General features: G+C 70.7%; 19 protein-coding genes. 7 read left to right on the plus strand and 12 right to left on the minus strand.

Annotated features, from left to right (window positions below; translation table 11 throughout):
* Positions 1 to 21: 21 nt before the first annotated feature.
* Together icmF and OHT57_RS05680 are read right to left on the minus strand one after the other, a co-directional pair.
* The gene (gene icmF, locus OHT57_RS05675) at positions 22 to 3252 is read right to left on the minus strand and encodes a fused isobutyryl-CoA mutase/GTPase IcmF (RefSeq protein WP_328744931.1); all 3231 of its coding nucleotides are present in this window, start codon (positions 3250 to 3252) and stop codon (positions 22 to 24) included.
* Between the two features lie 264 nt (positions 3253 to 3516).
* Positions 3517 to 3789 carry a hypothetical protein gene (locus OHT57_RS05680; protein WP_328744932.1) on the minus strand — a complete coding sequence of 91 codons (273 nt, stop codon included), beginning with the start codon at positions 3787 to 3789 and terminating at the stop codon, positions 3517 to 3519.
* 432 nt (positions 3790 to 4221) lie between these two features.
* On the opposite strand from OHT57_RS05680, the gene OHT57_RS05685 reads away from it, so the two are divergent.
* Positions 4222 to 6423, plus strand: a complete 2202-nt coding sequence (locus tag OHT57_RS05685; RefSeq protein ID WP_328744933.1) for an MMPL family transporter — start codon at positions 4222 to 4224, stop codon at positions 6421 to 6423.
* A gap of 111 nt (positions 6424 to 6534) precedes the next feature.
* Here OHT57_RS05685 and OHT57_RS05690 read toward each other — a convergent pair whose 3' ends face one another.
* Complete coding sequence (locus tag OHT57_RS05690) at positions 6535 to 7227, minus strand: TetR/AcrR family transcriptional regulator (RefSeq protein ID WP_328744934.1); 693 nt, start codon at positions 7225 to 7227, stop codon at positions 6535 to 6537.
* A gap of 53 nt (positions 7228 to 7280) precedes the next feature.
* Between OHT57_RS05690 and OHT57_RS05695 the strand changes: the two genes are divergently transcribed.
* Together OHT57_RS05695 and OHT57_RS05700 are read left to right on the plus strand one after the other, a co-directional pair.
* Entirely contained in the window at positions 7281 to 8396 is a 1116-nt protein-coding gene (locus OHT57_RS05695) for an FAD-dependent oxidoreductase (RefSeq protein WP_328744935.1), read from the plus strand.
* Between the two features lie 254 nt (positions 8397 to 8650).
* Entirely contained in the window at positions 8651 to 9682 is a 1032-nt protein-coding gene (locus OHT57_RS05700) for a LacI family DNA-binding transcriptional regulator (RefSeq protein WP_328744936.1), read from the plus strand.
* A gap of 221 nt (positions 9683 to 9903) precedes the next feature.
* Here OHT57_RS05700 and OHT57_RS05705 read toward each other — a convergent pair whose 3' ends face one another.
* The 4 genes from OHT57_RS05705 to OHT57_RS05720 form a co-directional block, all read right to left on the minus strand.
* Positions 9904 to 10554 carry a DUF6629 family protein gene (locus OHT57_RS05705; protein WP_328744937.1) on the minus strand — a complete coding sequence of 217 codons (651 nt, stop codon included), beginning with the start codon at positions 10552 to 10554 and terminating at the stop codon, positions 9904 to 9906.
* Positions 10555 to 10752: 198 nt separating this feature from the next.
* Positions 10753 to 12030, minus strand: a complete 1278-nt coding sequence (locus tag OHT57_RS05710; RefSeq protein ID WP_328744938.1) for an alpha-glucoside ABC transporter substrate-binding protein — start codon at positions 12028 to 12030, stop codon at positions 10753 to 10755.
* A complete protein-coding gene (locus OHT57_RS05715; protein WP_328744939.1) occupies positions 12027 to 13244 on the minus strand; it encodes a hypothetical protein in 1218 nt (405 codons plus the stop codon). The genes OHT57_RS05710 and OHT57_RS05715 overlap by 4 nt, the downstream gene beginning before the upstream one ends.
* Complete coding sequence (locus OHT57_RS05720) at positions 13148 to 15493, minus strand: tetratricopeptide repeat protein (RefSeq protein ID WP_328744940.1); 2346 nt, start codon at positions 15491 to 15493, stop codon at positions 13148 to 13150. Before OHT57_RS05720 ends, OHT57_RS05715 begins: the two co-directional genes overlap by 97 nt.
* Before the next feature lie 195 nt (positions 15494 to 15688).
* Here OHT57_RS05720 and OHT57_RS05725 point away from each other — a divergent pair, with 195 nt between their 5' ends.
* From OHT57_RS05725 to OHT57_RS05735, 3 genes are all read left to right on the plus strand, one after another.
* Entirely contained in the window at positions 15689 to 17848 is a 2160-nt protein-coding gene (locus OHT57_RS05725) for a protein kinase domain-containing protein (protein WP_328744941.1), read from the plus strand.
* 99 nt (positions 17849 to 17947) lie between these two features.
* A complete protein-coding gene (locus tag OHT57_RS05730; RefSeq protein ID WP_328744942.1) occupies positions 17948 to 18658 on the plus strand; it encodes a ThuA domain-containing protein in 711 nt (236 codons plus the stop codon).
* Complete coding sequence (locus OHT57_RS05735; protein WP_328744943.1) at positions 18628 to 19725, plus strand: Gfo/Idh/MocA family protein; 1098 nt, start codon at positions 18628 to 18630, stop codon at positions 19723 to 19725. Before OHT57_RS05730 ends, OHT57_RS05735 begins: the two co-directional genes overlap by 31 nt.
* Before the next feature lie 413 nt (positions 19726 to 20138).
* Here the strand turns inward: OHT57_RS05735 and OHT57_RS05740 are convergent, their stop codons facing one another.
* From OHT57_RS05740 to OHT57_RS05750, 3 genes are all read right to left on the minus strand, one after another.
* Positions 20139 to 20741 carry a hypothetical protein gene (locus OHT57_RS05740; RefSeq protein ID WP_328744944.1) on the minus strand — a complete coding sequence of 201 codons (603 nt, stop codon included), beginning with the start codon at positions 20739 to 20741 and terminating at the stop codon, positions 20139 to 20141.
* Positions 20742 to 20897: 156 nt separating this feature from the next.
* Positions 20898 to 22226 carry an enolase C-terminal domain-like protein gene (locus tag OHT57_RS05745; protein WP_328744945.1) on the minus strand — a complete coding sequence of 443 codons (1329 nt, stop codon included), beginning with the start codon at positions 22224 to 22226 and terminating at the stop codon, positions 20898 to 20900.
* 99 nt (positions 22227 to 22325) lie between these two features.
* On the minus strand, positions 22326 to 23663 hold the full coding sequence (locus tag OHT57_RS05750; protein WP_328744946.1) for a gluconate:H+ symporter: 1338 nt from the start codon (positions 23661 to 23663) through the stop codon (positions 22326 to 22328).
* 520 nt (positions 23664 to 24183) lie between these two features.
* On the opposite strand from OHT57_RS05750, the gene OHT57_RS05755 reads away from it, so the two are divergent.
* Complete coding sequence (locus OHT57_RS05755; protein ID WP_328744947.1) at positions 24184 to 25425, plus strand: MFS transporter; 1242 nt, start codon at positions 24184 to 24186, stop codon at positions 25423 to 25425.
* Between the two features lie 99 nt (positions 25426 to 25524).
* Here the strand turns inward: OHT57_RS05755 and OHT57_RS05760 are convergent, their stop codons facing one another.
* A complete protein-coding gene (locus OHT57_RS05760; protein WP_328744948.1) occupies positions 25525 to 25860 on the minus strand; it encodes a hypothetical protein in 336 nt (111 codons plus the stop codon).
* Between the two features lie 154 nt (positions 25861 to 26014).
* Complete coding sequence (locus OHT57_RS05765) at positions 26015 to 26710, minus strand: type 1 glutamine amidotransferase domain-containing protein (protein WP_328744949.1); 696 nt, start codon at positions 26708 to 26710, stop codon at positions 26015 to 26017.
* Positions 26711 to 26721: the final 11 nt, after the last annotated feature.

Here is a 26721-nt window from a genome sequence, read left to right on the forward strand (position 1 = left end):
GCCGATCCACGGCAGTCCCCCTCAGACGTTACGACGGTACTGGCCGCCGACCTCGAAGAAGGCCTCGGTGATCTGCTGGAGGGAGCAGACCCGGGTGGCGTCCATGAGGACCGCGAAGACGTTGTCGCCCCGTACGGCCGCGTCCTTGAGGGCGTCCAGGGCGACCTGGGCCTCGCCGTGGTGGCGGCCGTGGAAGTCCCGTACGCGTTCCAGCTGGGACTGCTTCTCCTCCTCGGTCGCGCGGGCGAGTTCGACGACACCGGGCTCGGCGGTGTCGGCGTGCGGGTTGCGGAAGGTGTTGACGCCCACCAGGGGCAGCGAGCCGTCGTGCTTGCGCTGCTCGTACAGCATCGACTCGTCCTGGATGCGGCCGCGCTGGTAGCCGGTCTCCATCGCGCCGAGGACACCGCCGCGTTCACTGATCCGCTCGAACTCCTGGAGCACCGCTTCCTCGACCAGGTCGGTGAGTTCGTCGATGATGAACGACCCCTGGAGCGGGTTCTCGTTCATCGCCAGGCCCCACTCACGGTTGATGATCAGCTGGATGGCCAGGGCCCTGCGCACGGACTCCTCGGTCGGGGTGGTGACGGCCTCGTCGTAGGCGTTGGTGTGCAGGCTGTTGCAGTTGTCGTAGATGGCGATGAGTGCCTGCAGGGTGGTGCGGATGTCGTTGAAGTCCATCTCCTGGGCGTGCAGGGAGCGTCCGGACGTCTGGACGTGGTACTTCAGCTTCTGGCTGCGCTCGCCCGCGCCGTACTTCTCCTTCATCGCCACCGCCCAGACACGGCGGGCGACCCGGCCCAGGACCGAGTACTCGGGGTCCATGCCGTTGGAGAAGAAGAACGACAGGTTGGGCGCGAAGTCGTCGATCCGCATGCCGCGGGCGAGGTAGGCCTCGACGTAGGTGAAGCCGTTGGCCAGCGTGAAGGCGAGCTGGCTGATGGGGTTCGCGCCTGCTTCGGCGATGTGGTAGCCGGAGATGGACACCGAGTAGAAGTTGCGGACCTGCTGCTGGATGAACCACTCCTGGACGTCGGCCATCATCCGCAGGCTGAACTCGGTGGAGAACAGGCAGGTGTTCTGGCCCTGGTCCTCCTTGAGGATGTCGGCCTGCACGGTGCCGCGTACGTTGGCCAGCGCGTGTGCGCGCAGGCCGGCCGCCTCCTCCGGTGAGGGATCGCGGCCCTCCTCGCCGCGGAACCGTTCGATCTGCTGGTCGATCGCGGTGTTGAGAAAGAACGCCAGGACGGCCGGTGCCGGCCCGTTGATCGTCATGGAGACGGAGGTCGTGGGCGCCACCAGGTCGAAGCCGTCGTAGAGCGCCTTCATGTCCTCCAGCGTGGCCACCGAGACGCCGGAGGTGCCGACCTTGCCGTAGATGTCGGGGCGTTCGTCGGGGTCGCGGCCGTAGAGGGTGACGGAGTCGAAGGCGGTGGACAGGCGGGTCGCCGGCTGGCCGTCGGAGAGGAGCTTGAAGCGCCGGTTGGTGCGGAACGGGTCGCCCTCGCCGGCGAACATGCGTGCCGGGTCCTCGCCGTCGCGTTTGAAGGGGAACACCCCGGCCGTGAACGGGAAGTGGCCGGGCAGGTTCTCCCCGCGCCAGAACCTCACCAGTTCGCCGTGGTCGGTGAAGCGGGGCAGGGCGACGCGGGGGATCTTGTTGCCGGACAGGGACTCACGGGTCAGCCGGGTGCGGATCTCCCGGTCCCGGACCTTCACGACCTGCTCCTCGCCGGAGTAGGAGGCGATTACGGCGGGCCAGTTCGTGATCTGTTCAGTGATCTCGTACGGCAGCTGCCGACGCGCCTCGGTCAGCAGGGACCGTACGTCCTCGGGATCCAGTCCGGCGTCGGCGAGTTCGCCCTCGACAAGCTCCAGCCGCTGAACTCGCCGTGCCTGTTCGGCCAGTTGCAGGGTCTCGGCGTGGTAGCCGCGGACGGCGTCGGTGATTTCGGCGAGGTAGCGCACCCGGTCCGCGGGGACCACCTGGCGGATGCCGGAGGAATGCCGTACGTCCACCAGGGCCAGGGACCCCTCGGACGGCGGCAGGCCCTTCTCCACCAGCCTGCTGTTCAGGTGCTGATAGAGCGCGGTGACGCCGTCGTCGTTGAAGGTGGCCGCGGAGGTGCCGTAGACCGGCATGTCCTCGGGACGCTTGCCGAACGCCTCGCGGTTGCGGACCAGTTGGCGGCCGACATCCCGCAGGGCGTCCTTGGCGCCGCGCCGCTCGAACTTGTTGATGGCCACGACGTCGGCGAAGTCGAGCATGTCGATCTTCTCCAGCTGCGAGGCGGCGCCGAACTCCGGTGTCATCACGTACAGAGAGGTGTCGACGAACGGCACGATCGCCGCGTCGCCCTGGCCGATGCCCGGCGTCTCCACGATCACCAGGTCGAATCCCGCGGCCTTCACGACGTCGATGACCTCGGAGAGGTGCTCGGGCAGCTCACGGCTCCCGCGGGTGGCCAGGCTGCGGAAGAACACCCGGTCGCCGTCCAGGGAGTTCATCCGGATCCGGTCACCGAGCAGCGCCCCGCCACCGCGGCGACGGGTCGGGTCGGCCGCGATCACCGCGATGCGCAGGGCGTCCCGCTGGTCGACGCGGAACCTGCGCACCAACTCGTCGGTCAGGGACGACTTGCCCGAGCCGCCGGTGCCGGTGATGCCGAGCACCGGCACCTGCCGTGCCGCCGCCGCGGCGCGCAGCTCCGCCAGGAACTCCGGGGGCAGCTTGCCGAGTTCGGCCCCGGTGACGGCGCGGGCGATCGCGAACCGGTCGCCGGTCAGGACCGCGGCGACATCGGCCGGTTTACCGTCCCAGAGGTCGAAGTCGCAGTCCCGCACGACCGTGTTGACCATTCCGGCCAGGCCCAACCGCTGACCGTCCTCGGGCGAGAAGATCGTCACCCCGCTCTCCCGGAGCCGGGAGATCTCCTCCGGCACGATGACACCGCCGCCACCGCCCACCACCTGGATGTGCTCCGCGCCCTGTTTGCGCAGCGAGGCGACCAGGTACTCGAAGTACTCCACGTGTCCGCCCTGGTAGGAGGAGACCGCCACACCGTGCGCGTCCTCTTCGAGAGCCGCGTCCACGACCTCCCGCACGGACCGGTTGTGGCCGAGGTGGATCACCTCCGCGCCCTGCGACTGGAAGATCCGCCGCATGATGTTGATCGAGGCGTCGTGCCCGTCGAACAACGCCGAGGCGGTGACCAGGCGGACGGGGTGCACGGGGCGGTGCAGATCGCTCATGGCGGGGCCTTCCCAAGACACGTCGAAAAGCGTGGGCTGAGAAAATAGTAGGACGTCCTAGTAAATTATGGGAGGGCGACCCCCACTCAGCCCTCCTCGACCGCACTCAGCCGCGCGGCTCACACCCCTCCGAGCGGATCGACCCAGGGCGCCGCAGCGTCGAGAACCAGGCCCCGGCCCCGCGGGCGACGCCGTACGGGATACCCAGCGGCGCTCCGCCCGCCGAGGGGCACTCACGCTGTACGGCGCACACCGGGCGCGACGTCAGCGCCGTGGAAGAGGCAGCGCCAATGGGGAGGGCGACGGGAGCCGGGCCGGGACGGAGATGCGGCTTTCCGGGCCACGGCCCGACCATGCGGACAGGACGGCCGACCGGGCCGCCACCTCGTCGCCGTACGACCCGTGATCCTCCGCTGCGGGAGCCCGGACCTCGGTCGTTCTGACATAGCTCACGGTGCAGGTGAGAATCAGACTGCTGAAGGCGAGGGGGGCGAGCAGTACGCCGAGCACACGTATGCCGCTGTGGTTCTGTGTCATTTTCTGGTCCAGGGTGGTCAGTCCGGCACGAGTACTACCCCCATGCCGCCACTGTCACAGGTGCCACCACGACAGGGAACCTTGAGACTTAAAGTTCCCCACTCCTGTACAGATGCTTCACAAACGCTCACCACCCGCGCTTCGAGACGTCGGCGACGCCCGCACCCTTGCGGCCCCAGCACGTTCTCGACCAGGCGTTCGACATCGCCGGGCCCTGCCGACGACTTCCTGAGCCGACTCCTCGGCCGCGACGACGAGTGAACGCGACCGCCCCCCTGAAGCGATCTTCACCAGTGATCCCTACCATGAGAGCCCAAGACAACCATTCCGGCCGCCCGACGGGGGGAGTGCCCTGAGGGGCGGCCGAGGTCGCCGGTGCCAGGGACCGCTCCCCGGGCTGCGGTGATCTTCCTGCCCAGGAGGACACCCCGCATGTTCCGACGTATTGGCAACGCAGTCGTCCGACATCCCGTCTGGACGATCGTGGCCTGGCTGATCGCCGCCGTGGCGATCGTCGCCACCGCCCCGAGCCTGCCCTCGAACAGCGACGAGAGCAGTTTTCTGCCCAAGAGCTACGAATCCATCAAAGCGGCGGATCTTCAGGAGAGGGCGTTCCCCAGCGCCTTCACCCCGTCCGCGATCGCGCTGTACCAGCGCACCGACGGCGGCAAGCTGACCGCCGAGGACAAGAAGGACGTCACCCGGATCACCAGGGAACTGGGCGACAAGAAGATCGACCAGGTGCAGAAGGTGGTCCCCGGCCAGCCGTCCGAAGACGGCAGGTACACCCTGACCCTGGTCCAGATGGACAGCAAGAAGGCCGGACAGCCCGAACAGGCCGACGCGGCCAAGGTGTTGCGCGACGACGTCAAACAACTCGCCAAGGGCACCGACCTCGACGTCAAGCTCGGCGGTTCCGCCGCGCAGGCCCTCGACCAGCAGGACTCGTCCAAACGCGGCGAAGCACTGATCGGCATCGGCACCTTCGTCATCATCCTGGTGACCCTGCTGATCATCTTCCGGGCGCCGATCCTGGCCTTCCTGCCCCTGATCACCATCGGGCTGGTGTCCGCGATCGCCAACGGGCTGATCGCCTACGCCACCAAGCTGTTCGGTCTCCAGGCCAACAGCTCGATCTCGTCGATCCTGATCGTCGTGCTGTTCGGCGTGGGCACCGACTACTTCCTCTTCCTGATGTTCCGCTACCGAGAACGTCTGCGCCTCGGTGACGAACCGAAGCAGGCCATGGTCAACGCGGTCGACCGGGTGGGCGAGGCCATCGCCTCCGCCGCCGGAGCGGTCATCATCGCCTTCCTCGCGCTGGTGCTGTCCACTCTGGGCTTCCTCAAGCAGATGGGCCCGGCCCTGGCCATCGCGGTCACCGTCACCCTGATCGCGGGCCTGACGCTGATCCCGGCCGCCGTCTCCCTCATCGGCCCGAAGGTCTTCTGGCCGTCCAAGTCCTGGCAACGGGAGCCGGAGAACGCCCGGTTCGCCGCCCTCGGCCGGGGCGTGCAGAACCGTCCGGCGCTGACCGCCGCGCTCTCCGGCCTCGTCCTGATCGCGCTGTCCCTCGGGACGCTCGGCTACAAGGCCACGTTCGACCTCGCTTCGGGTTCCATGCCCGACACGAAGGAATCGATGGTCGTCCAGGACCAGATGCAGAAGGCCTACTCCGCGGGCGCCGCCGCGCCCACCGACGTCTACCTCTCCAGCACCGACGGCAGCCCCCTCGACAAGAGCGCCTTCGCGTCCTACGCGTCAAAACTCGGGGCCGTGGACGGAGTCGCGAGCGCCCGTATGTCCCAGGTCAACAAGGCGGGAACGACCGCGGACTTCACCGTCACGCTCAAGTACGAGGCCTCGACGGACAAGGCCATCGAAACGGTGGGCCGGGTCCGCGACGTGGCGCACGCCGACGCCCCGGACGGCACCGAAGCCCTGGTCGGCGGCATGTCCTCGATCTTCAAGGACATCGACACCGCGGTCAACCACGACTACAAGACGGTCTTCCCCGTCGCCGCCGCACTGATCATGCTCATCCTGGGGCTGCTGCTGCGCAGCGTGGTCGCCCCCTGGTACCTGATCGGCTCGGTGGGCCTGGGCTTCGGTGCCACGCTCGGCGCCACGGTCTGGATCTTCCAGGAGGGACAGGACCATTCGGGCCTGATGTTCATGCTCCCGGTGATCATGTATCTCTTCGTGGTCGCCATCGGCACCGACTACAACATCCTCATGATCGCCCGGCTGAGGGAGGAGGCCCGCGAGGGACGCACCCCACGCGAGGCGGCCGGCATGGCCGTGCGGCACGCCGGTCCCACCGTGGCCGCGGCCGGGTTCATCCTGGCGGCGACCTTCGCCACCATGATGCTGGCCGGCAACGCCCTCCTCACCGAGATGGGCTTCGCGGTCTCCTTCGGCATCGCCGTCGCGGCGTTCGTCATGGCGATGTTCTTCACGCCGAGCCTCACGGCCCTGATCGGCCACGCGGCGTGGTGGCCGGGACACGCGGACCGGGCGAAGGAGCCCAGGACCGCCCCGGTCGCGGTCTCCGGCGGTGACCGGGACAGCGACAGCGACAGCGACAGCGACAGCGACAGCAATGTGCACGATCCGGCCGGGCGGCGTATGTGACGTCGGCATGACCTGGTGACGGCTGCCGACCCGCACACACCGGCAGCCGTCACCACATCCCGGCCCACCACGGGACCGGGTACCTCGCTCATGTTCGGCAACAGTCAAGCGTCACTCCGGCGGCCGGTTGAGCTTGGCGGCCACGGCGTCGAGGACCCAGTCCAGGCCGGTCGCGAAGGACGCCTCGGCATCCACGTCCGTGCCGTCGTGCACGGCCTTGGCCAGCGCCGGGAAGCGGCCCGTGGCCAACATCCTCATCACATGCGGACCGGAGGCGCGCTGCCAGTCACGCTTGGACAGGCCCGTGCTGCGCTCGGCCCGAACGTTCGCGATCTCGCGCCTGATGGCGCCGGTGAAGTAGGCGCTGACCGTCTCCACGGCGCGCATGACGGTGTCGACGTCGGTGAGGCCGTCGAGGGCGGCCAGCGTGGACTCGGTCACGGCGAGGCCGTTCGGGCCCAGGGCCGGGCGGCCGCCGAGCAGGTCGGCCAGCCATTCGTGACGTAGAGCCGCCCGCCTGGTGCGGTGGGCGAGGGTGCCCAGCGTCTCCCGCCAGTCACCGGGCTGCCCCTCGGGGAGGATCTCGGCCTGGACCTCGTCCGCCATGAGGTCGAACAGCTCCTCCTTGGTGGAGATGTATCCGTACAGCCGCATCGGGCCGGCGTTCAGCCGGGCGGCGACCTTGCGCAATGACACTGCCTCCAGCCCGCCCTCGTCGGCCAGCGCGATCGCGGCGGCGACGATCCGCTCCCGGTCGAGCGGCACGGGGCGAGTCGGCGGCTCAGGCCGGTCCCACACAGTCATGGTCACATCGTACTGTTGCGATACGACGTATCGACGAAATACAGTGTATCGACATGAGCTATCGCATCGCTGTGGTGGGGGGCGGCCCTGCCGGCCTCACCTTCGCCCGTGTCCTGCACCGCCATGGCCACCCCGTCACCGTCCTCGAACGCGATCCCACCCCTGACGCCCGTCCCCCGGGCGGCACGCTGGACCTGCACGAAGGGCTGGGCCAGCTCGCGCTGGACAAGGCGGGGCTGCTGGCGGAGTTCGAGGCGTTGTCCCGCCCCGAGGGACAGGCCATGCGCATCCTGGACGCGGACGGAACCGTCCTGCGCGACTGGCAACCTCGCCCGGGTGAGCGGGCCAATCCCGAGATCGACCGCCGACAACTCCGTGACCTGCTGCTCGGCCCTCTCGACGTCCAGTGGGGCCGGGGCGTGACGCGGGTGGTGCCGGGGACCCGGGATGGCGCACTGGTCCATTTCGCGGACGGGCGACAAGAGGCGTTCGACCTCGTGGTCGGCGCGGACGGCGCCCGGTCCCGCATCCGTCCGGCAGTCTCGTCAGCGACGCCGCACTACACCGGCGTCACCTCGGTCGAGACCTCCCTCGACGACGTCGACACCCGCCACCCCGGTCTTGCCCGGTTGATCGGCGACGGTTCCGTGGCCGTGTACGGCGTGAACCGCTCCCTCGTCGCCCAGCGCAACAGCGGCGGCCACGTCAAGGTGTACGCCAAGTTCCGCGCGCCGCTGGACCGGTACGGGAACCTGGACCCGGCCGACGCCGAGGCCGCGCGATCAAGCCTGCTGGCCCTGTTCGACGGCTGGGCCGCTCCCGTCCTCGACCTCCTCCGACACGGCACCGCTTTCGTCCACCGTCCCCTCTACGCCCTGCCCGTGTCCCACACCTGGACCCACGCCCCCGGGGTGACGCTGCTGGGCGACGCCGCCCACCTGATGCCCCCGTTGGGGGCGGGCGCGAACCTCGCGATGCTGGACGGCGCCGAACTCGCCGAGGCCATCGCCGCCCCCGGAGACCTGGACGAGGCCGTCCGCGCCTTCGAGGAACGGATGTGGGCTCGGGCCGGCAGGTGGGCGGAGATCACGACGGCCGGTCTGGAACGCCTCGTGAGCCCGAACCCCGCCGAAGCCCTCGCCCTCTTCGACCAGGTCCAGCCGTCCTGACCCGGGAAGGCAGTGCCGACCGATGGCCGGCCGAAGAGCAGGTCGACGCCCCTCTCGACGCAGAACTGCTGCGCGGGCGCCGACACCGTCGTGGCTGACAGCCCACTTCGAGAGGACCGCTCCCGCCAAGAGCAACTACTGGTGAATCCTGACCCTCGACGCGGGCCCACGCGGACGTCCGGTCACACGCCCTCCACCTGCGCTCATCGTGATGTCGCCTTGACGTTCCGTCAGGGAAGGGTCACAATCCTCGCATGAATGTGACCGGTCACACCCGCAGTCCGGCGAGCATCAGGGACGTCGCCGCGGCCGCCGGGGTCTCCTACCAGACCGTCTCCCGGGTGATCAACGGTCACCCCAGCGTCAAGCAGTCGACGCGGGAGCGCGTCCTCGCCGCCATCGACGAGCTGGGCTTCCGGCGCAACGCCACCGCGCTCGCCCTGGCAAGGGGTCGCAGCAGAGCCGTGACCGTGCTCACCGCCAACACCACGCACTACGGCTACGCCTCGATCCTGCAGGGTGTCGAGGAGGCAGCCCGTGCGGCAGCCTACTCGGTCGGGGTGGGCGTCCTCGAATCGGCCGACGAGGCCGCCGTCACCGCCGAGGTGCAGCGTGCCGCCGACGCGGGCGGCGGGCTGATCGTGATCGCCTACGACCCGCCCGGTGTCCGGGCACTGGAGTCGGTCCCGGCCGGAATGCCGGTCGTCGGCGTGGTCGAGACCCCGGCGAGTCCGCCCACCGGCAACCGGCCCTGGGTGTGGACCGACGACCGTGAGGCCGCCTACGAGGCGACCCGGCATCTGCTGTCCCTGGGCCACGGGACCGTGCACTACGTCGCCATTCCGTCCAGTACCCGCCGCACCAGCGCCCGTACCAGCGGCTGGCGCCGGGCCCTGCAGGAGGCCGGCGCTCCGGAACCCCTTCCCGTGCAGGGCAGTTGGGGTCCCGCCGGTGGTCATGCGGCCGGCCTCGAGCTCGCCGCGGACCCGTCCGTCACCGCGATCCTGTGCGGCAACGACGACCTCGCACTCGGTGTACTGCGCGCTCTGCACGAGGCCGGCCGCTCGGTGCCCGGCGAGGTCAGCGTGGCCGGGTTCGACGACGCCCCGCACTCCGCCTATCTGACGCCGTCCCTGACGACCGTACGCATGGATTTCACGGGCCTTGGCCGCGCGGCGTTCGCCCTGCTGCACGCAGAGTTGGAGGAGTCCGCGCAGATCACCGCGCACGACGTCTCCGTACCGGAGCTGGTGGTCCGCGAGAGTTCGGGCCGGGCGCCCGCCTGAACATCCGTAGGCGCCACGCACCCGTCTACGGCGAGCCCCGCGGTGGGATCGGGTGACCGGCGGCACATCGCTGACCGGGTTCGGCTGCTGGAGCGCCGGTATCCCCGAGCCTCCGAGGAACGGTTCCAGCCGACCGGGTGACGTTCGGACCTGTCACGACAGAGGAACCGAACATCAGCCGCGATGAACTGGACCGAACCGTCAGGCAGTTCGCTCGTCGCTCAGTACTGGGTGTTCCATGCCGGAAGAGCCATCTTCGGCGTCGTGCGGCGTCGGCGCACCCACTTGTACAGGACCACCGTGCAGACCGCGGCCAGCGCGCACCAGGTGGACACGAACTGCAGCCGCCACAGCAGCCAGCACACCACCGCACCGACCCCGCACAGGACTCCGAGCAAGGTCAGCCGACGGTCGCCGGAGAGCAGCAGGGCGCCGACCGTGGCGATCAGGTAGCCCGCGATGAGCAGTTCGGCCTGGGGCAGGCCGATGACGTAGGCCATGGTGTGGCCGCGGATCTCGGCCCTGACGGGGCGGGTGGCGAGACCGTACGTGAGGCCGGCAGCGGTCACCACGCCCACCGCCACGACCACGGTCACTCGGCGTCGGGTCCTGCGTGGGGCCGCGCACCACACACCCACCGGCACCCAGACCGCCAGCACGGGAAGAGCGATGACGGCCCAAGCGACGGTGGCCGCGCCGGTGCCGCCCCCGGTGTGCCAGATGTGGGCCTCGACGAGTTGGTGGACGCCCAGCAGCAGGGGCAGCGCGGCCATGGGCAGGTCCCCGGCGCGGCGGGTCCGGGCCACACACACCGTCCCCACGGACGCTACGGCCGCGCCCACCACGAGATCCGCTGTCGCACTCCAGCACATGGCACCACCATGTCAGCCCGTACCGCCGGGCGAGAGCACCGCCACGACAGGGCCGCGATCAATGCGGAGGGGTCAGCCGGCGGACCTGGTACTGACGGTGTCCGCCGACCGTCCCGCCGACTTCGTCCACCACGGCTCACGCCGAGGCCGGATCTCCCCCACCCGCCCGGCCTGCGCGTAGACGTCCCCACCCGGGTATTACCCGCCCGGCCTCGCGCAGATGTCCTCCGGCGGGCGGAACGTGCGGTCGGTGCCGGACTCCGTGTTGACCTGGGTGCGTACGGTCTCCAACTGCTGGAGCAGTGAGTCCAGTTGTCGGTCTATCGGGTCGCGGAAGAACTCCAGGACCGCGCGGTGGAAGGCGTCGCGGAGTTCGGGGGGCATGACGTCGGAGGCGTCGAAGCAGAGGTTGCGGGCGCGGGAGGTGAGCAGGGAGTCGATGTCCCGCTCGACGGGGGTCTCGGAGGCGGGTGGCGAGAGCCCGGCCGTGTCCGGGAACAGCGGCCGTACCGCGGGGTCCGCCTCCGCCTGCCAGCGTTGGCGTCCGGCGGGGCTCGACAGCCGCTCCACGAGTTTTTGGGCGTCCGGATCGTCACTGAATACGGCGGCCATGTCACCCGCGACCTCGAAGGTGTCCCGGTATTCGGGCCGCCCGTCCAGATAGCGGGCCGACGGCTCCACCAACACGTCGTCGCCCGCGTAGACGTACCGGATGAAGGCGCTCTGGTGCTCGTGCGTGCAGTCGAAGCCGGGTGAGTCGAGCAGGCCGCGCGGTTGCCCTTCCGGGTCGGACGAGCCCTCGAACGACGTGGTCAGGGACCGCTCCACCGAGGCCGGGGAGCGGGTGCCGAGCAGGTGTGCCCAGGTTTTCCACGCACGCCGGACGGCCGGCGTGCGCCAGTCGAGGCGCCCCGTGGCCCATTCGGTGTACAGCGTGGGGCCCGCCTGGTGGAGCACGAGATCCTCGATCCAGTCGGTGCCCGGCCAGCCGGAGGTGGCCTGCGAGGCGAGTCCCACGCACCAGGTGGGTGTGCCGCTCGTCGCGCCCTTCTTGCTCCACACGAGGCTTTTGAGGTCGATCTTCAACGGCACCCAGTACGTGCGCCATTTGCTGTCCACGAGCAGGGTCGGCGCCCAGGGCGGGTAGGCGCGCTCGATGCTCTCGTATGCGAGGGGTTTCAGCTTGTCGCGGCGGGCGTACTCGGTGAGTTCGCCGATGCTGTTGAGGACGGCCACGTCCGGCGGGTCGTCGGCCTCCAGTTGTGAGACGAGCGTCTCGCGCAGTGAGCGGGTGCCCTCGTAGGTGTACGTCCGTCCGGTCCCGTCGTCCAGGCTGTCGAGGGCGGCTTCGAATGCCTTGCCCTCCTCGCCGGTCCACGGGCCGAGGACGACGAGCGGTTCCCGGGTGTCGGAGCCGCAGCCGGGGACAAGGGCGAGCAGACAGGCCGTGAGGAGGACGCGCAGAAGGCGGCTCATGACGGGGCTCCCGGGCGGGTGACGACGAGGTACTCGCGCCGGTACGCGTGCAGGGTGCCGGCGATCAGGGCCGCGGTGGCGAGGCCCACGGGGAGGACGAACGGGGCGACTCCGTCCAGGAAGGCGAGCCGGCCGGCCGCCAGGCCGTCGTCGATCCGCACCTGGAGCGTTTCGATGGCGAGCGGGTCCGGTCCCGCGAAGGGGCGTTCCTCGGCGGCGGTCTCCGTCTTCGGTGAGGTCCTCTCGGCCAGGGCGTCCGCGACGGGGACCGTCTCGCGCTGGGCGTGCAGGGCGAGCAGCGCGTCGGCGGCGAGGAAGGGGACAGCGAGCAGGGGCAGGGCGGCGGCCGCGAGGGGGACGCTCAGCCGGATGCGGAAGCGGTACCGCAAGAAGGACACCGTCCGCCACAATCCGGCGGCGAGGAGGGAGAAGGCGAGGGTGGCGACGACGGCCGCGGTGATGGTGCCCGCGCCCCAGGCGGCCCGGTCGGCGAGTCGTCCTCGCAGCCTTGTCTCCAGGCCGCTCACCCGGTCGACGATCGCGGTGGCGCCCCAGCCGGTCGCGGCCGGGCAGGCGGGGTAGGGGTTCGCGCTGCTCACGGTGGCGGGCCGCGAACAGAGCATGCTGCGGGCGTAGCTGAGTTCGGCTTCCCGCAGGACCGGGTCCGTGGCGTGGCCCTGGGCCCGGCCGATCCAGCCGGTGTAGTCGACGACCAGCGCGGACACGACCCGCAGTTCCTGTTCCTCGGCGACGGTGAGGGCTCCGCTGCGGGTGACCTGGTTCAGGCTCTGTGTCGCGTGTGCGATGCGGGTGCGGTACCGCTCGCTGAGCCCGCTGAGTTCGGCGGCCCGTCCCTCGGCGAGGTTCCGCTCGGCCTCGCTCTGTGCGATCAGCAGCGAGGCCCGGGCGTCCGCGAGGTCGACCAGCGCGGGCGCCGCGTGGTCCCGGAGGTACGCGGAGTCGCCGCGCACGCCCGTGCAGACCCAGCCGAGTGCCCCGAAGGCCACCAGGGCGAGCAGCGGCAGCGCGACGAGCCGGTCCCGCAGATATCCGCGGTTGCGGCAACCGGTGGTGGACGGCCAGGCGTAGCGGCGGATGCGGCGGGTGAGTTCGGCGGTTACGGCGGCACCCGCCCGCGCGAGACGGAGGCTGCCTTGTGCGAGGGCGCGCGAACGACCGTCCGGAGCCAGTCGGCGACTCTCTTGCCGAGCCATGGGCTGTCCCTGTGATGTCGGAAGGCGAGCGGGCGGATCTCGTAGGCGCGGTCCAGAAGGATCTCGGCGACGGCCGCGTCCTCGGGGGCGGTGGAGCGGGCGGCCTGGCGGGCGAGGGTGAGACAGCGGCGGGAGAGGTCCTCGCGCAGGCCGTGTTCGTCGGGCGGGAGGCCGAGCCGGCGGTCGGCGCCGGCGGACAGGGCGGCGAGGTCGGCCGCGTCGAGGGCGCCGCGGGCGAGGGCGCCCAGTACGGCCTCCCACACCTCGACGGTCATCCGGACCCTGGCCTCCTCGTCGGTGAGCCCGTGCGCGTGGAAGAGCAGGGCGAGCCGCTCCAGCACCTCCTCCAACCGCCGTGGCACCTCGTCGTCGCGCTCGGCCGTGCGCACGTACTCGATGCCGATGCGTACGGCGGCCGTGCGGGCCGCGGTCCGGTGCCGGGAGTGCTGCGGTACTGCGTCGAGTTCGCGTACGGCCGCTCTGCGCGCCCTTTCGCCGTCCCTGGCGAGCCGGGCGCGCGCGGCACCGAACGCGGCACTGCCCAGGGACGGGTTGCGCAGCCGGACCGCCTCGTAGAAGGTCAGGGCCTCGTGCCGGCGCCCGAGGCGTTCCGCGCAGTGACCCAGAGCCAGTTTGGGGGCGTACTCGCCGGGGATCGCCGCGTACACCCGGTCGAAGTGCCGCCAGGCCGCGCCTGCTTGGTCCCGGGCGAGTGCGAGCAGCCCGTGGTGCCAGTCCAGCCGCCAGTCGTACGGGGCGCGTGCGGGCCCGATCCGTTCCTCGGCGCCCCTCAGTTCCGCCGCGGCGGCCTCGGGGCCGTCCGCCGGGTTCCGCAACCGCAGCCGGCAGCGCAGCAGATGCACCTCCGTGGAGTCCCGCCAGTCACCGATGTGCTGGAGCAGGGCCTCCGGGGCGGCGTCGGCCAGCCTGCTCAGCTCTGCGTGGTGCTCGTCGCGGGGGTCGGGGCGCGGGACGGGCAACCGCTGGGCGACCTCGGCGGGTGAGGGCGGGGCGAACGGTGACGGGACGTCGGGTGCCGCCCAGTGGGCGAGGGGTGGCGCCGAGCCGAGGGCGCCGTCGAGGGCGTACGCCGACGGGAGGAAGAGCGGGGAGGGCTCGAAGGTCTCGGTGCCGGTACGCAGCGACCTCAACTCGCGGAAAACACCGCGGAGTTGCTGGTCCATCTCGCGGGCGTCGGCGAACCGTCCGGCCGGCTCGGCCAGGGTCGCGCGGTGCAGGACACGGGAGAGGGAGAGGAGGCCGAGGCCGCGGGGGACGGGGGCGGTGGCGTCCCCCTCCGTCCACGGTTTCCTGCCCTGCTCCCCCTCGGCGGCCGATGACGTTCGGGAGCCCGCCCCGGTATCCGCCTGAAGCCTCGCCAGGTCGCCCAGCCGCGCCAGATCTGCCGCCGACCTGCCCAGTCCGCTCAGCCGCCTGAGCGTCTCGCCCAGGCTGAACAGGTCGTCCTGCGCCACGGACTCGCCGTTCGGTCCCACGGTCGGCGCGCTGAAGCCGTCCGTGGTCGTCCCCGGCGCCCCGGCCGGGCGTACGCTCCCCACGTCGATGATCTTCGTGGTGGTGCCGTCGTGCATGACGTTGTCCGGCTTCAGATCGCCGTAGACCTTTCCGGGGCGGTCGGCGTGCAGATACGCGAGGGCGGACAGGACGCGCACGCCGTAGGCGAGGACGAACTCGTGGAAGCGGTGGTCGCCGAACTCCCCCGGGTTGAGCCCGGCCCGGGCCCGCACCTCCTCCAGCGTGAGTCCGTCCACGTACTGGAGGACGAGGAAGTCGCCGACCCCGGGATGATGGCCGTAGTTGAAGACACGGATGATGTCGTCGTGGCCGAGGTCGACCAGGGCCCGCCGCTCCCGGGCCAGCGCGCCCGCCGCGGCCGCCGCCTGCTCGGGGTGCAGCATCTTGACGGCGACCTCGCGGTTGTCGACCTTGGTGTCCAGCGCCAGGTAGACCTCGCCCATGCCGCCGTAGCCGAGCGGCCGGATCAGTCGGTACTGACCGGCGAGCAACTGCCCGGGCGGCAGGGGCAGTTCTCCGGGGTCACCGCCCTGTTCCCAGCCGCGCCCCAGCAGGGTGATCGAGGGCAGCACGGTCGGGTCGGGGTTCTCCGCGGGCAGTTCGACGTGCGCGGCCCTCAGGAACATGGGCTGCCCGGTGACGACGAGCGGGCCGAACGACCCCTCCGACTCCGGTACTTCACCGAACGCACTCCCGCCCCGAACCCCCTTCATGCCTCCTCAGAATAGGGGCAGCCGCCGGGATTGACCCCTTGCGTTCCTCCTGCGAACGGTGATGTCCCCGGGCCGGACCCGCAGGGAAGGCCGAGATCGGCGTCCCGTACGGCCCCGTGCCCCTTTAGAGTGAGGGGTCCCTGACAGAAGGGTCCGGACCGCAGCCGTCCAGGCCAGAGCGGTGAAGGAGACGCGGTGACCCTGCGCGAGAACGACCCGGAGTCTGTCGGCGGCTACCGGATCGAATCGCGGATCGGGACCGGCGGCATGGGCGTCGTCTATCTCGGCAGATCGGCCTCGGGGCGGGCCGTCGCGGTCAAGGTCGTCCACACGCGGTACGCCGACAATCCCGAGTTCCGGGCCAGGTTCCGGCAGGAGATCGCCGCCGCCCGCCGGGTCAGCGGCGCGTTCACCGCGCCGGTCGTGGACGCCGACCCGGAGGCTCAACGGCCCTGGATGGCCACCGCGTTCGTCCCGGGCCCCACGCTCGCCCAGCGGGTGGAGGAGTCGGGGCCGCTGGGCTGGCCGGCGCTGCGCCGCCTTGGTACCGAACTCGCCGAGGCACTGCGGGAGATCCACCGCGCGGAGGTCGTGCACCGGGATCTCAAGCCGAGCAATGTGCTGCTGCTGGAGACCGAGGGCGACGACGGGGCGGTCCGGGTCATCGACTTCGGCATCTCCCGCGCGGCCGACAGCGACGTCCGCACCCAGACCGGCATGGTGATGGGCTCGCCGCCGTTCATGGCACCGGAGCAGTTCAGCCGTCCCCACGAGGTCGGCTCCGCGGTGGACGTCTTCTCGCTGGGCGCGGTGCTCGTGTACGCGGCCACCGGGCACAGCCCCTTCGAGGCCGAGAACGCCTACCTGGCCGCGTACAACACCGTGCACGGCGAGCCGCAGTTGGGTGAACTGCACGAGGATCTGCGCCGGTTGGTCGCCCGGTGTCTGGCGAAGGAGCCCGCGGACCGTCCGTCGTCGGGCGAGGTGCTGGAGACACTGGCGGGGCTGCCGGAGGAACTGTCCGAGGGGGAACCGGCCGAAGGTGCGTCCCCGGCGCCAGAGATCCCGCCCACGGCGACGGTGGCCTCGCCGCTCAAGGACTCCGAACCGATCAGGCGCCGACGCCGCGGGAGACGGCTGTGGGCGGCCGTCGCCGTGGTGGGCCTCCTCGGCGGGGCCGCGGCTGCCGCGGCCGCCGTGGTGGCCGGCGCCCCGGCGGACACGTCCGACGAGGTCGTCCGCACCGCCCCGCGGACGACGCCCGCCCTGACGACACCGGCGGGCTGGCGGCCCTGGCACAACGCGCTGACGTCGGACAAGGACGACCCGACGTTTGTGGGCCCGTCGTGCACCCTGGACGCGGTCGGCGTCTTCTGCGCATCCGAACAGGTCGCGCTGACGCGGCTCGACCCCGCGACGGGAAACACGGACTGGACCAAACCCATGAGCCGCAAGAAGGTCAGCGCCTTCTCGGTGCGCCGGCCCGTCGTCCATGACGGCGTGGTGTTCGTCTACGGCACGGACCGCGCGCAGGGAGTCGACGCCTTCGACGGATCGACCGGCAAGCTGCTGTGGCAACTGCCGGGCCCAGTAGGTGAGTTCGACCTCCTCAACGGCGTGCTCCTGGTCCGCCTGGACGGACTGGGCACCTCCGGCTCGGCGCGCTTCGCGGCGTACGAGCCGCGCACGGGCAAGGAGTTGTGGCGGCGCGAGCTGGCCTCCACCTCATCGAGTCCCTTCTACGAGGGCCCCGGGAGAACGCTGTACGCCGATCTGCGCGGCGGCTCCGGCGGCATCGCCCGGGTCGACGCGCGGACCGGCCGAACGCTGGGCAGCGTCGACGCGCCGAAGGGCGACCTGTGGCTGGCCACCGTCCACGACGGCACCGCGTACTACGCGCGCTGGGAGAACGACTCCGGTGTCTCCGCCGACTTCTTCGTGCAGGACCTCAGCAGCGGGAAGTCCCGCCGGATCGACTTCCCGTGGAGTGTCGAACCGGAGGCGCCGCCGCTGGTGCAGGGCGACACCATGTACGTCTTCGACTACGGCAACGAGACGCTGCTCGCCCTGGACGTGAAGCGGGGCAAGCCGCTCTGGTCCAGCTCGCGCGACCTGCGCGTCTTCAGCCAACCGGCGTACCACGCGGGCAGGTTGTACGTCACGATGCCGGACACCAGCATCCTGGCCCTGGACCCGGGGACCGGGAAGGAGATCGGCCGGACCGCCCCGTCCTTCGACACGGCGGGCCGCTCCTTCGAGGAGCTGTCCCCGAGTTCGGTGCCGCCGCTGCTGGTGGACGACGTGCTGTACGGGGTCAGCGGCCCGGGGATCTTCTCGGTGGCCGACGTCACCTGAGCCGGGCGGCCGCACACCCCGGCGACGGAACGTGGATTTCCCCAGGGCCTCATGGGGGATTCCCCCCAGGAACCCTTTTCTGTCCCACGAAGGAACAAGATGACACGCAAGAAAGCCCTGGTGGTCCGAGGCGGTTGGGAGGGACACGAGCCGGTCAAGGCCACGGAGTTGTTCGTGCCCTTCCTCCGGGACAACGGCTACGACGTCCGGATCGAGGAGTCGACCGGCGTCTACGCCGACGCCCCCGAGATGGCCGCCACCGACCTGGTCGTGCAGTGCGTGACGATGTCGGAGATCACGCACGAGCAGTTGTCGGGACTGCGGACGGCCGTCGAGGCGGGTACCGGCTTCACCGGCTGGCACGGCGGAATCGCCGACTCGTTCCGTGCCTCCTCCGACTATCTCCACCTGGTGGGCGGCCAGTTCGCGACCCACCCCGGCAAGGAGCCGTGCGAGCGGCACGGGGGCGCGGAGGACAACTTCCTGCCGCACACCGTCACCGTCACCGAACTCGGCCGCACGCACCCGGTCACCGCCGGCATCGAGGAGTTCGACCTGGACACCGAGCAGTACTGGGTGCTGCACGACGACCTGATCGACGTCCTCGCCACCACCACCCATCCCGCCCGGCCGTGGCAGCCCTGGCACCGGCCCGTCACCTCGCCGGCCGTCTGGACCCGCCGGTGGGGCGCCGGACGGATCGTGGTGACGACACCCGGGCACAGCGTCGACGTGCTCGAGAACCCGAGCGTCCGTACCGTCATCGAAAGGGGCATGCTGTGGGCGACGCGCACCGCATCGGCGTCATAGGTCTCGGCGTCATCTCCCGCGCCTATCTGGACACCCTCGTCGGCCACTCCGCCGTACGCGTCACCGCGGTCGCCGACCTCGACGCCTCCCGGTCGGCCGCGGTCGCCGCCGAACTGCCGGGCGTGCGGGCGCTGTCCGTCGGGGAACTGCTGAGCAGCCCGGACGTGGACACGGTACTGAACCTGACCGTTCCTGCGGCACACGCGGAGATCGCCCTCGGTGCCATCGCCCATGGCAAGAACGTCTACGGCGAGAAGCCGCTCGCCGCCGAACTCGCCGATGCCCATGCCGTCCTGGAGGCCGCGGCCAAGGCGGGCGCCCGGGTGGGCTGCGCCCCGGACACGGTCCTGGGCACCGGGATCCAGACCGCGCGGGCGGCGGTGGAGGGCGGGGCCATCGGCCGCCCCCAGTTCGCCTCGGCCGCCATGGTCACCCCGGGCCACGAACGCTGGCATCCGCACCCCGACTTCTACTACACCGCCGGCGGCGGCCCGTTGCTGGACATGGGGCCCTACTACCTGTCGTCCCTGGTGCATCTGCTGGGCCCCGTGCGTGCCGTGATCGGGGCGTCGAGCCGGTTGCGGTCCGAGCGGGTCATCGGGTCCGGCCCGCGCGCGGGTGAGCCGATCCCGGTCGAGGTGGCCAGCCATGTCACCGGCGTCCTCGAACACGAGGGCGGCACCCTGACGACGATCACGACGAGTTTCGACGGCGTGACCACCACCGCCGCGCCGATCGAGGTCCACGGGGAGACGGGAACCCTCGCGGTCCCCGATCCGAACCACTTCGAAGGTGAGGTACGGCTCCTCGGACTCGGCGAGCCCGAATGGCGGACGCTTCCGTCGTCCGCGGGCTACGCAGGCGGCACGCGGGGCGTCGGACTGCTCGACTTCGTCGCAGCCGGCGGGCAGCGGACACCCCGGGCAAGCGGTGAACTCGCCCTGCACGTGCTGGAGATCATGACCGCGCTGCTCCGCTCGTCCGACGAGGGACGGCGGATCGAACTGTCGACGACGGTGGAGCGGCCCGATCCGGTGCCGCTGACGCCTGCGGAGAAGTGGCGGTGATCAGTCCACCGGCCACGTGTGCCGGCGTACGGCTGCCACTGTCCCGGTGAGAACCGGACCGGCCTCCGTCCTCCCGGGCGCGTACAGCGGGGCGACCGGCAGGCAGGCGTCCGCGCAGGTACCGGAGGTCTGCGGCGTGGGCGTCCGGAGACCGAAGGGCCCAAGGCTCCCAGGCATCGGACCCGCATCGTTGTCCGTACCTCGCCGCGCGATGCCCGGATCGCAGCATCCCTCACGCCTCGGATGCCGGCTCGCTGCGGGCCGTTCCTCGCCGGAGCCGCGCCGGGGCCCGCCCTGCACGGAGTGCGCGGTTGACGTGCCGAACGACAAGGGCCGTACCCCGCTCGGGCCGGTCCTGCGTTCGAACATCGGGTCCGGGAGCGGTCACCGCCCCCGGACACCAACCCCTCGGATCACAAACCGTCACGCACCATCGCGGCGACGATCCGTACATGCCGGTCGGCCGCCGTGCCGGAGAACTCGCTCTCGTAGTTCAGGCCGTAGGGCCAGAAGTGCCCGCCGCCGGTGGACAGTTTGGCCGAGGAGCCGTCGAACTGCCGGACGAGCGCGGTGGCCCCCGCGCCGGTCCAGGTGCCGCTGCCGCCGAGGGAGGACCAGCCCGCGCTCGTGCCCACGCCGATGGTGTGGGCGGTCTCGTGCAGTGCGGTCCGCTCGGTCATGTAACTGCGGTTGCTGCCGAAGCGGATGGTCCCGTTGATGTTGCCGTCCGCGGTGGGCACGCTCGGGTCGTAGCGGACGGTGATGGACTTCCCCAGGTCGCTGAGGTTGTTGTAGCGGGCCACCGCGGCGTTCATGGCCGAGGTGATGAGCGTGTATGCCGACTGCTGGTCCGCCGTGGGGTTGCTCGCCCGTTGCAGGGTCCAGGTGATGGTCGCCGCGGCAACCTGTTCCTGCGGCGCGGGCGCGGACGGCGGGGCGGCCCGGGCGACGCCGGGACCGGCCAGGAGTACGGCGGCGAGGGCGGTGACGACCACCGTGGTGCGTCGTGGGTTCATGTAGGGGTCCTCTGTGGGGGGTGGATCCCGTGGGGGGGAAGTCTGGGACATGAACTGGAAAGCGCTTTCGAGGTTTCCCGGATGTTAATGAGGTGTCTTGAGCATGTCAACGACTCCGGAACCCGGCGACCGCCGGTAGGCCTTCATCGCCCCGGTTCACCGCACGAGGCAGGGACGCTTGGCGTCGAAGGTCCAGTCCTTGATCAGGTACTGCATCCCGGCGGCGTCGTCCCGTCCCGACGAGGCGACCTCCTGGTGCAGTTCCTGTGCCGCACGTAGCCGGTCCATGTCCAGGCGGATGCCGAGACCGGGAGTGTCGGGGACGGCGACCTCGCCGCCGGTGATCCCGGGCGGCTCGACGGTGAGCCGTTCCGTGCCTTCCTGCCAGATCCAGTGGGTGTCGAGGGCGTTGTACTCCCCCGGCGCGGCGGCACCACAGTGCGCCATCATCGCCAGGGAGATGTCGAAGTGGTTGTTGGAGTGGCAGCCCCAGGTCAGCCCCATGGCATGGCACAGCTGCGCGACCCGGACCGACCCCTGCATGGTCCAGAAGTGCGGGTCGGCGAGCGGGATGGACACCGACTGCAGGGCGAGCGCGTGGGTCAGCTGCCGCCAGTCCGTGGCGATCATGTTGGTCGCGGTGGGCAGGCCCGTGGCCCGGCGGAACTCGGCGAGGATCTCGCGACCTGAGTAACCGCCCTCCGCGCCGCACGGATCCTCCGCGTAGGCCAGCGTGCCGACGAGCGGGCGGCACAGTGCGACGGCCTCGCGCAGGGACCAGGCACCGTTCGGATCGAGGGTGATCCGGGCCTCGGGAAACCGCTCCTTGAGCGCGCGTACGGCCTTCACCTCCTCGGCGCCCGGCAGGACTCCGCCCTTCAGCTTGAAGTCCCGGAAGCCGTAGTGGTCGTAGGCGGTCTCGGCCTGCCGGACGATCGCCTCGGGGGTCAGCGCCTCCTCGCGCCGGACACGGTGCCACTCGACCTCCGCGTCCGGCTCACGGACATAGTCGAGGTCGGTGCGGTCGGGGTCGCCGACGTAGAAGAGGTAGCCGAGGACCCGTACGGCGTCACGCTGCCTGCCGTCGCCGAGCAGGGCGGCGACGGGGACGTCGAGGTGCTGTCCGAGCAGGTCGAGGAGCGCCGACTCGACGGCGGTGACCGCGTGCACGGTCGTCCGAAGGTCGAAGGTCTGGGCACCGCGGCCGCCCGAGTCGCGGTCCGCGAAGGTGTCGTTGACGGCGCGCAGGACGCGCTTGTAGTCGCCGACCCGCGCGCCGACGACGAGGGGCTCCGCATCGCGGAGGGTCCGAGTGATGGTCTCGCCGCCCGGCACCTCACCCAGGCCTGTACGCCCTTCCGAGTCCTCGAGGACGAGGACGTTCCGGGTGAAGTACGGGGCGTGGGCGCCGGAGAGGTTGAGGAGCATGGAGTCCCGGCCGGCAACCGGATGGACGGAGAACCTGGTGACGACGGGCTGGCTCATGACGGGCGGTACCGCTCTCGTGAGATCCGACAGGACGGAGGGGAGGCTGCGCAATGGGGGCACCGGTGGTCGGGGGCTGGGGGCAGGGCGCTCCGGTGGTCAGACCTTGAGGACGTCCAGGGCCTGTTCGAGGATCAGTACACCGCCGAGGCCGAGGATCGCCAGCACCGTCGTATACGTGGTGCGGGCTTTGATCGCGTCGATGACGGACAGGTTGAAGTACTCCTTGAACATCCAGAAGCCCGGGTCGTTGACGTGCGAGAAGGCGATCGACCCGCAGGAGACGGCGAGCACCATGACCTCGGCGTGGACCCCGCTGCCCGCCAGGAGCGGCAGCGCCACTCCGGAGGCGGTGACCACGGCGACGGTCGCGGAACCGAGGGCCACGCGGAGGATGGCCGCGATCAGCCAGGCCAGGATGATCGGCGAGATGGACCAGCCGTCGGTCGCGTCCTTGATGTAGTCCGAGATCCCGCCCTCGACGAGGACGTTCTTGAAGGCGCCGCCCGCTCCGATGACCAGCAGGATCATGGCCATCGCCTGGGCGGCCTCCCTGCACGAGGTGCTGACCTCGGAGAGGCTGCGCCCCATCCTCGGCCCGAACGCCCATATGGCGACGAGCAGGGTGAGCAGCAGGGCGATCGGCGCGGACCCGATGAAGGCGACGAAGTGCAGCCAGGGACCGTCCCCCGAGGCGGCCAGGTCGGTCACCGCGGCACCGGCGATCAGCACGACGGGCAGGAGGGCCACCGCCAGCGCCCACGCCATGCCCGGCATCTCCTCCTCCTCGAAGACCCGTTCGCTGACGAGTCCCTTGGGGATCTCGGGGTTCATGCGCCGGATGAACGGCAGGCGCGGCCACGTCAGGGCGATGAACGCGCCGACCGGAACCGCGATGAACAGCCCGTAGAACAGGGTCAGTCCGACGGACGCGTGGAAGGTGGCGGCCACGGCCGTGGGGCCCGGGTGGGGCGGCAGGAAGCTGTGCATGGTGGACAGCGCGATCGACATCGGCAGCCCCACCCAGAGCACGTTGACCCGGGTGACCCGGACCAGGGTGAAGGCGACCGGGACGATGATGACGAAGGCGACCTCGTAGAACATGGTCACGCCGATGAGCATCGCGGACAGCACCATGGCGACCTGCACCCAGCGCGGACCGCACACGTCGAGGAGCTTGCCGGCGATCCGTTGGGCCGCGCCGGAGTCCCCCATCACCCGGCCGACCATGGCGCCGAGCCCGATGGTGAGCATCGTGTCGCCGATCTGGTCTCCGATGCCCTCGGAGAGGACGTCCGGGATCTCTTCCAGACCTATGCCCTGCACCAGGGCCACACCCACGGCGACCAGCAGAAGAGCAACGAAGCCGTTCAGTCTCAGCTTCGTCATCAGAAGGAGCAGGACGAGGACGCTGATTCCGACCACGACGAGCGGCATGTGTCAGTTCTCCTTTGAACTGGCAGTGCGGTGAGGTGTGTCGAGCGGGTGCTCCGTGACGTCACGGAGTCAACCTGCTGAACGCAATCCCCATACAAAGACGTCATCTACATATGAGGACGGAGGTTAGATCGATGGATCGGCGAGGGTCAATGGGTGTGCACGAATCGCCTCGCGATCAACCCATGCCGTTGCGCTCCGGCGCCCCCGTCGCGCCCGAGATGACGTCGGAAGTTCGTGCCGTCGGGTGGCACTCGAACCGCTCACCCGCAGCGCCGCGATCCGCGCGCCACTCATCGACACGGGCCATCGAGACAGCGTCCCGGACGCAGGGGGACACAGCGGGACCGCCGAAAATGAGCACTGAATCCATCACCGCAACAAGGGAGTTGAGGCACACAAGCGCCAGGCGCCCCACCGGACAACCGCCTCCGCTCAACCGAACACCCTTGCCGCCAACCGAGCGCCCACCTACGCTGACTTTGTGCCGCAGATAAACAAAGCCCGAACGCACAGTGCCGTGCCGGGAAAGCGCAGCGAGCTCACCCGGCTCCGCATCGCCCTCACCGTCTTCTTCGCCATGGACGGATTCATCTTCGCCGGGTGGGTCGTCCGCATCCCCGCGATCAAGGAACAGACCGGCGCTTCCGCCAGCGCCCTCGGTCTCGCCCTTCTCGGCGTCTCGGCCGGTGCCGTGATCACCATGATGCTCACGGGACGCCTGTGCCGCCGCTACGGCACCCACCGGGTCACCGTCGCCTGCGCCGTCCTGCTCTCCCTCAGCGTCGCGCTGCCGCCGCTCACGCACTCCGCGATGGCGCTGGGCGCAGTACTGCTGGTCTTCGGTGCGGCGTACGGCAGCCTCAACGTCGCGTTCAACAGTGCCGCGGTTGATCTCGTGGGCGCCCTGCGGCGACCCATCATGCCCAGTTTCCATGCCGCGTTCAGCCTCGGCGGCATGATCGGCGCCGGGCTCGGCGGGCTGGTCGCCGGAGGCCTCTCCCCCACCCGGCATCTGCTCGGCCTCACCGTGATCGGCCTGCTCGTCACGACCGTCGCGGGCCGGACCCTGCTGCGCATCCAGCCACTGGCCCCCGCACAGCACACGCCTCCCGCCCAGGCTCCACGCCCCTCGCAGGACGCACCCCGGCTCCACCCCGCACCCGCCTCGGAGCACACACTTCGGCAGCAACCCGCGCCCCGCCGCCCGGACACCCGCACCCGGGGTCTCGTCATCACCTTCGGCCTGATCGCCCTGTGCACGGCCTACGGCGAGGGCGCCCTGGCCGACTGGAGCGCACTGCACCTGGAGCACGACCTGGACGCCACACCCGGCATCGCTGCGGCCGGTTACTCCTGCTTCGCGCTCGCCATGACGATCGGCCGGCTGACCGGCACGAAACTGCTCGAACGACTCGGCCAGACCCGCACGCTGGTGGGCGGCGGCACCACCGCCGCGCTCGGCATGCTGCTCGGCGCTCTCGCCCCGTCCCTCTGGGCGGCACTCCTCGGCTTCATGATCACCGGACTCGGCCTCGCCAATCTCTTCCCCGTCGCCGTCGAACGCGCGGGCAGGCTGGCCGGACCCGACGGGGTCGCCGTCGCCTCCACCCTCGGCTACGGAGGCATGCTCCTCGGCCCGCCGGCGATCGGTTTCATGGCCGACTGGTTCTCGCTCCCCGCCGCCCTCACCAGCGTCGCGGTACTCGCGGCCGCCGCCGCGGCCATCGCTCTGCTGACCCGACGCTCGACAGCGGGCTGACGCCGGCCGATCACCGGCCAGCCCGGGGACGAGCCACGTGAGCGGACGGGCCGGACGGAGCCGGTCCCGGCGCACCGGGCAGCACGAGGCCCCGCCCGATCACTCGGGGTGGGCCACCGCTTCCTTCTGCAACTGCACGGCCGCCAGCAGGCTCAGCTTCGGCTCCGCCTCGCGAAGTGCCCGTACCGCCGCGACCGACGTGATGTCGCCCGTGAAGCCGACCTCGGCCAGCCGGGAGCGGACCCAGCGGGCGCGCAGCTGGGTCTCGGTGGCGGCGGCGGTGGACTCGACAAGCGCGACGGCACGTTCCAGCCCCGGGCGCTCCTCCGGCGAGGCCTCCGTCAGCGCCTGCCGCAGGGCCGCTCCGACCACGTCCGCGTCCCGGACGAGCAGCACGAAGTTGTGCTTCTTATTCAGTCCCGTGATTCTCGACATGCGGGTCATCGTGACGGTCATGTCCCGTGCCCGACAAGCGACTTGAGCAGCATCAGAGACTCGGTGCCCGACGCTCGGTCAGGAGACCGGCCGACGTCGGCGGTCCGTGGAGAGGCGGGCCGGCCACACCGGGACGGCCCGCCTCTCCTCCGGCTCAGCCCAGCTTCTTGAGCAGTTCGACGGCGAGCGGGGCGGAGGACGCCGGGTTCTGTCCGGTCACCAGGTTGCCGTCGACGATCACGTGGGGAGCCCACGGCTCGGCCTCGTCGACCTGCACACCGGCCTCGGTGAGCCGGTCCTGGAGCAGCCACTTGGCCTTGTCGGCGAAGCCCGCCTGAGTCTCCTCGGCGTTGGTGAAGGCGGCCACGCGGCGCCCAGCGAACGCGTTGGTCCCGTCGGCGCCGGTGGCGGCGAGCAGTGCGGCCGGGGCGTGGCAGACGACGCCGAGGGGCCTGCCGCTCGCCAGGGCGCGGGTGAGCAGCCTGCCGGAGTCGGCGTCGACCGCGAGGTCCTCCATCGGTCCGTGGCCGCCGGGGTAGAAGACGGCCGCGTAGTCGTCGAGGTTCACGTCCTCCAGCCGCAGGGGCTGCTGGAGTTCGGCGGCGGCTGCGAGCACCCCGGCGATGCGGTCGGCGTTCTCCTGCCCGCCGTTGAGCTCGGCCGCGAGGCTGCCCTTGTCCACGGTGGGCACGACTCCGCCCGGGGTGGCCACGACGATCTCGTGTCCCGCGGCCTTGAAGGCCTCGTAGGGGGCGACGGCCTCCTCGGCCCAGAAGCCGGTGGGGTGCTGGGTGCCGTCGGCCAGGGTCCAGTGGTCGGCACCGGTCATCACAAAGAGGATCTTCGACATGGTGAAACCGT

Source organism: Streptomyces sp. NBC_00285 (genome assembly GCF_036174265.1).
Lineage (GTDB): Bacteria > Actinomycetota > Actinomycetes > Streptomycetales > Streptomycetaceae > Streptomyces.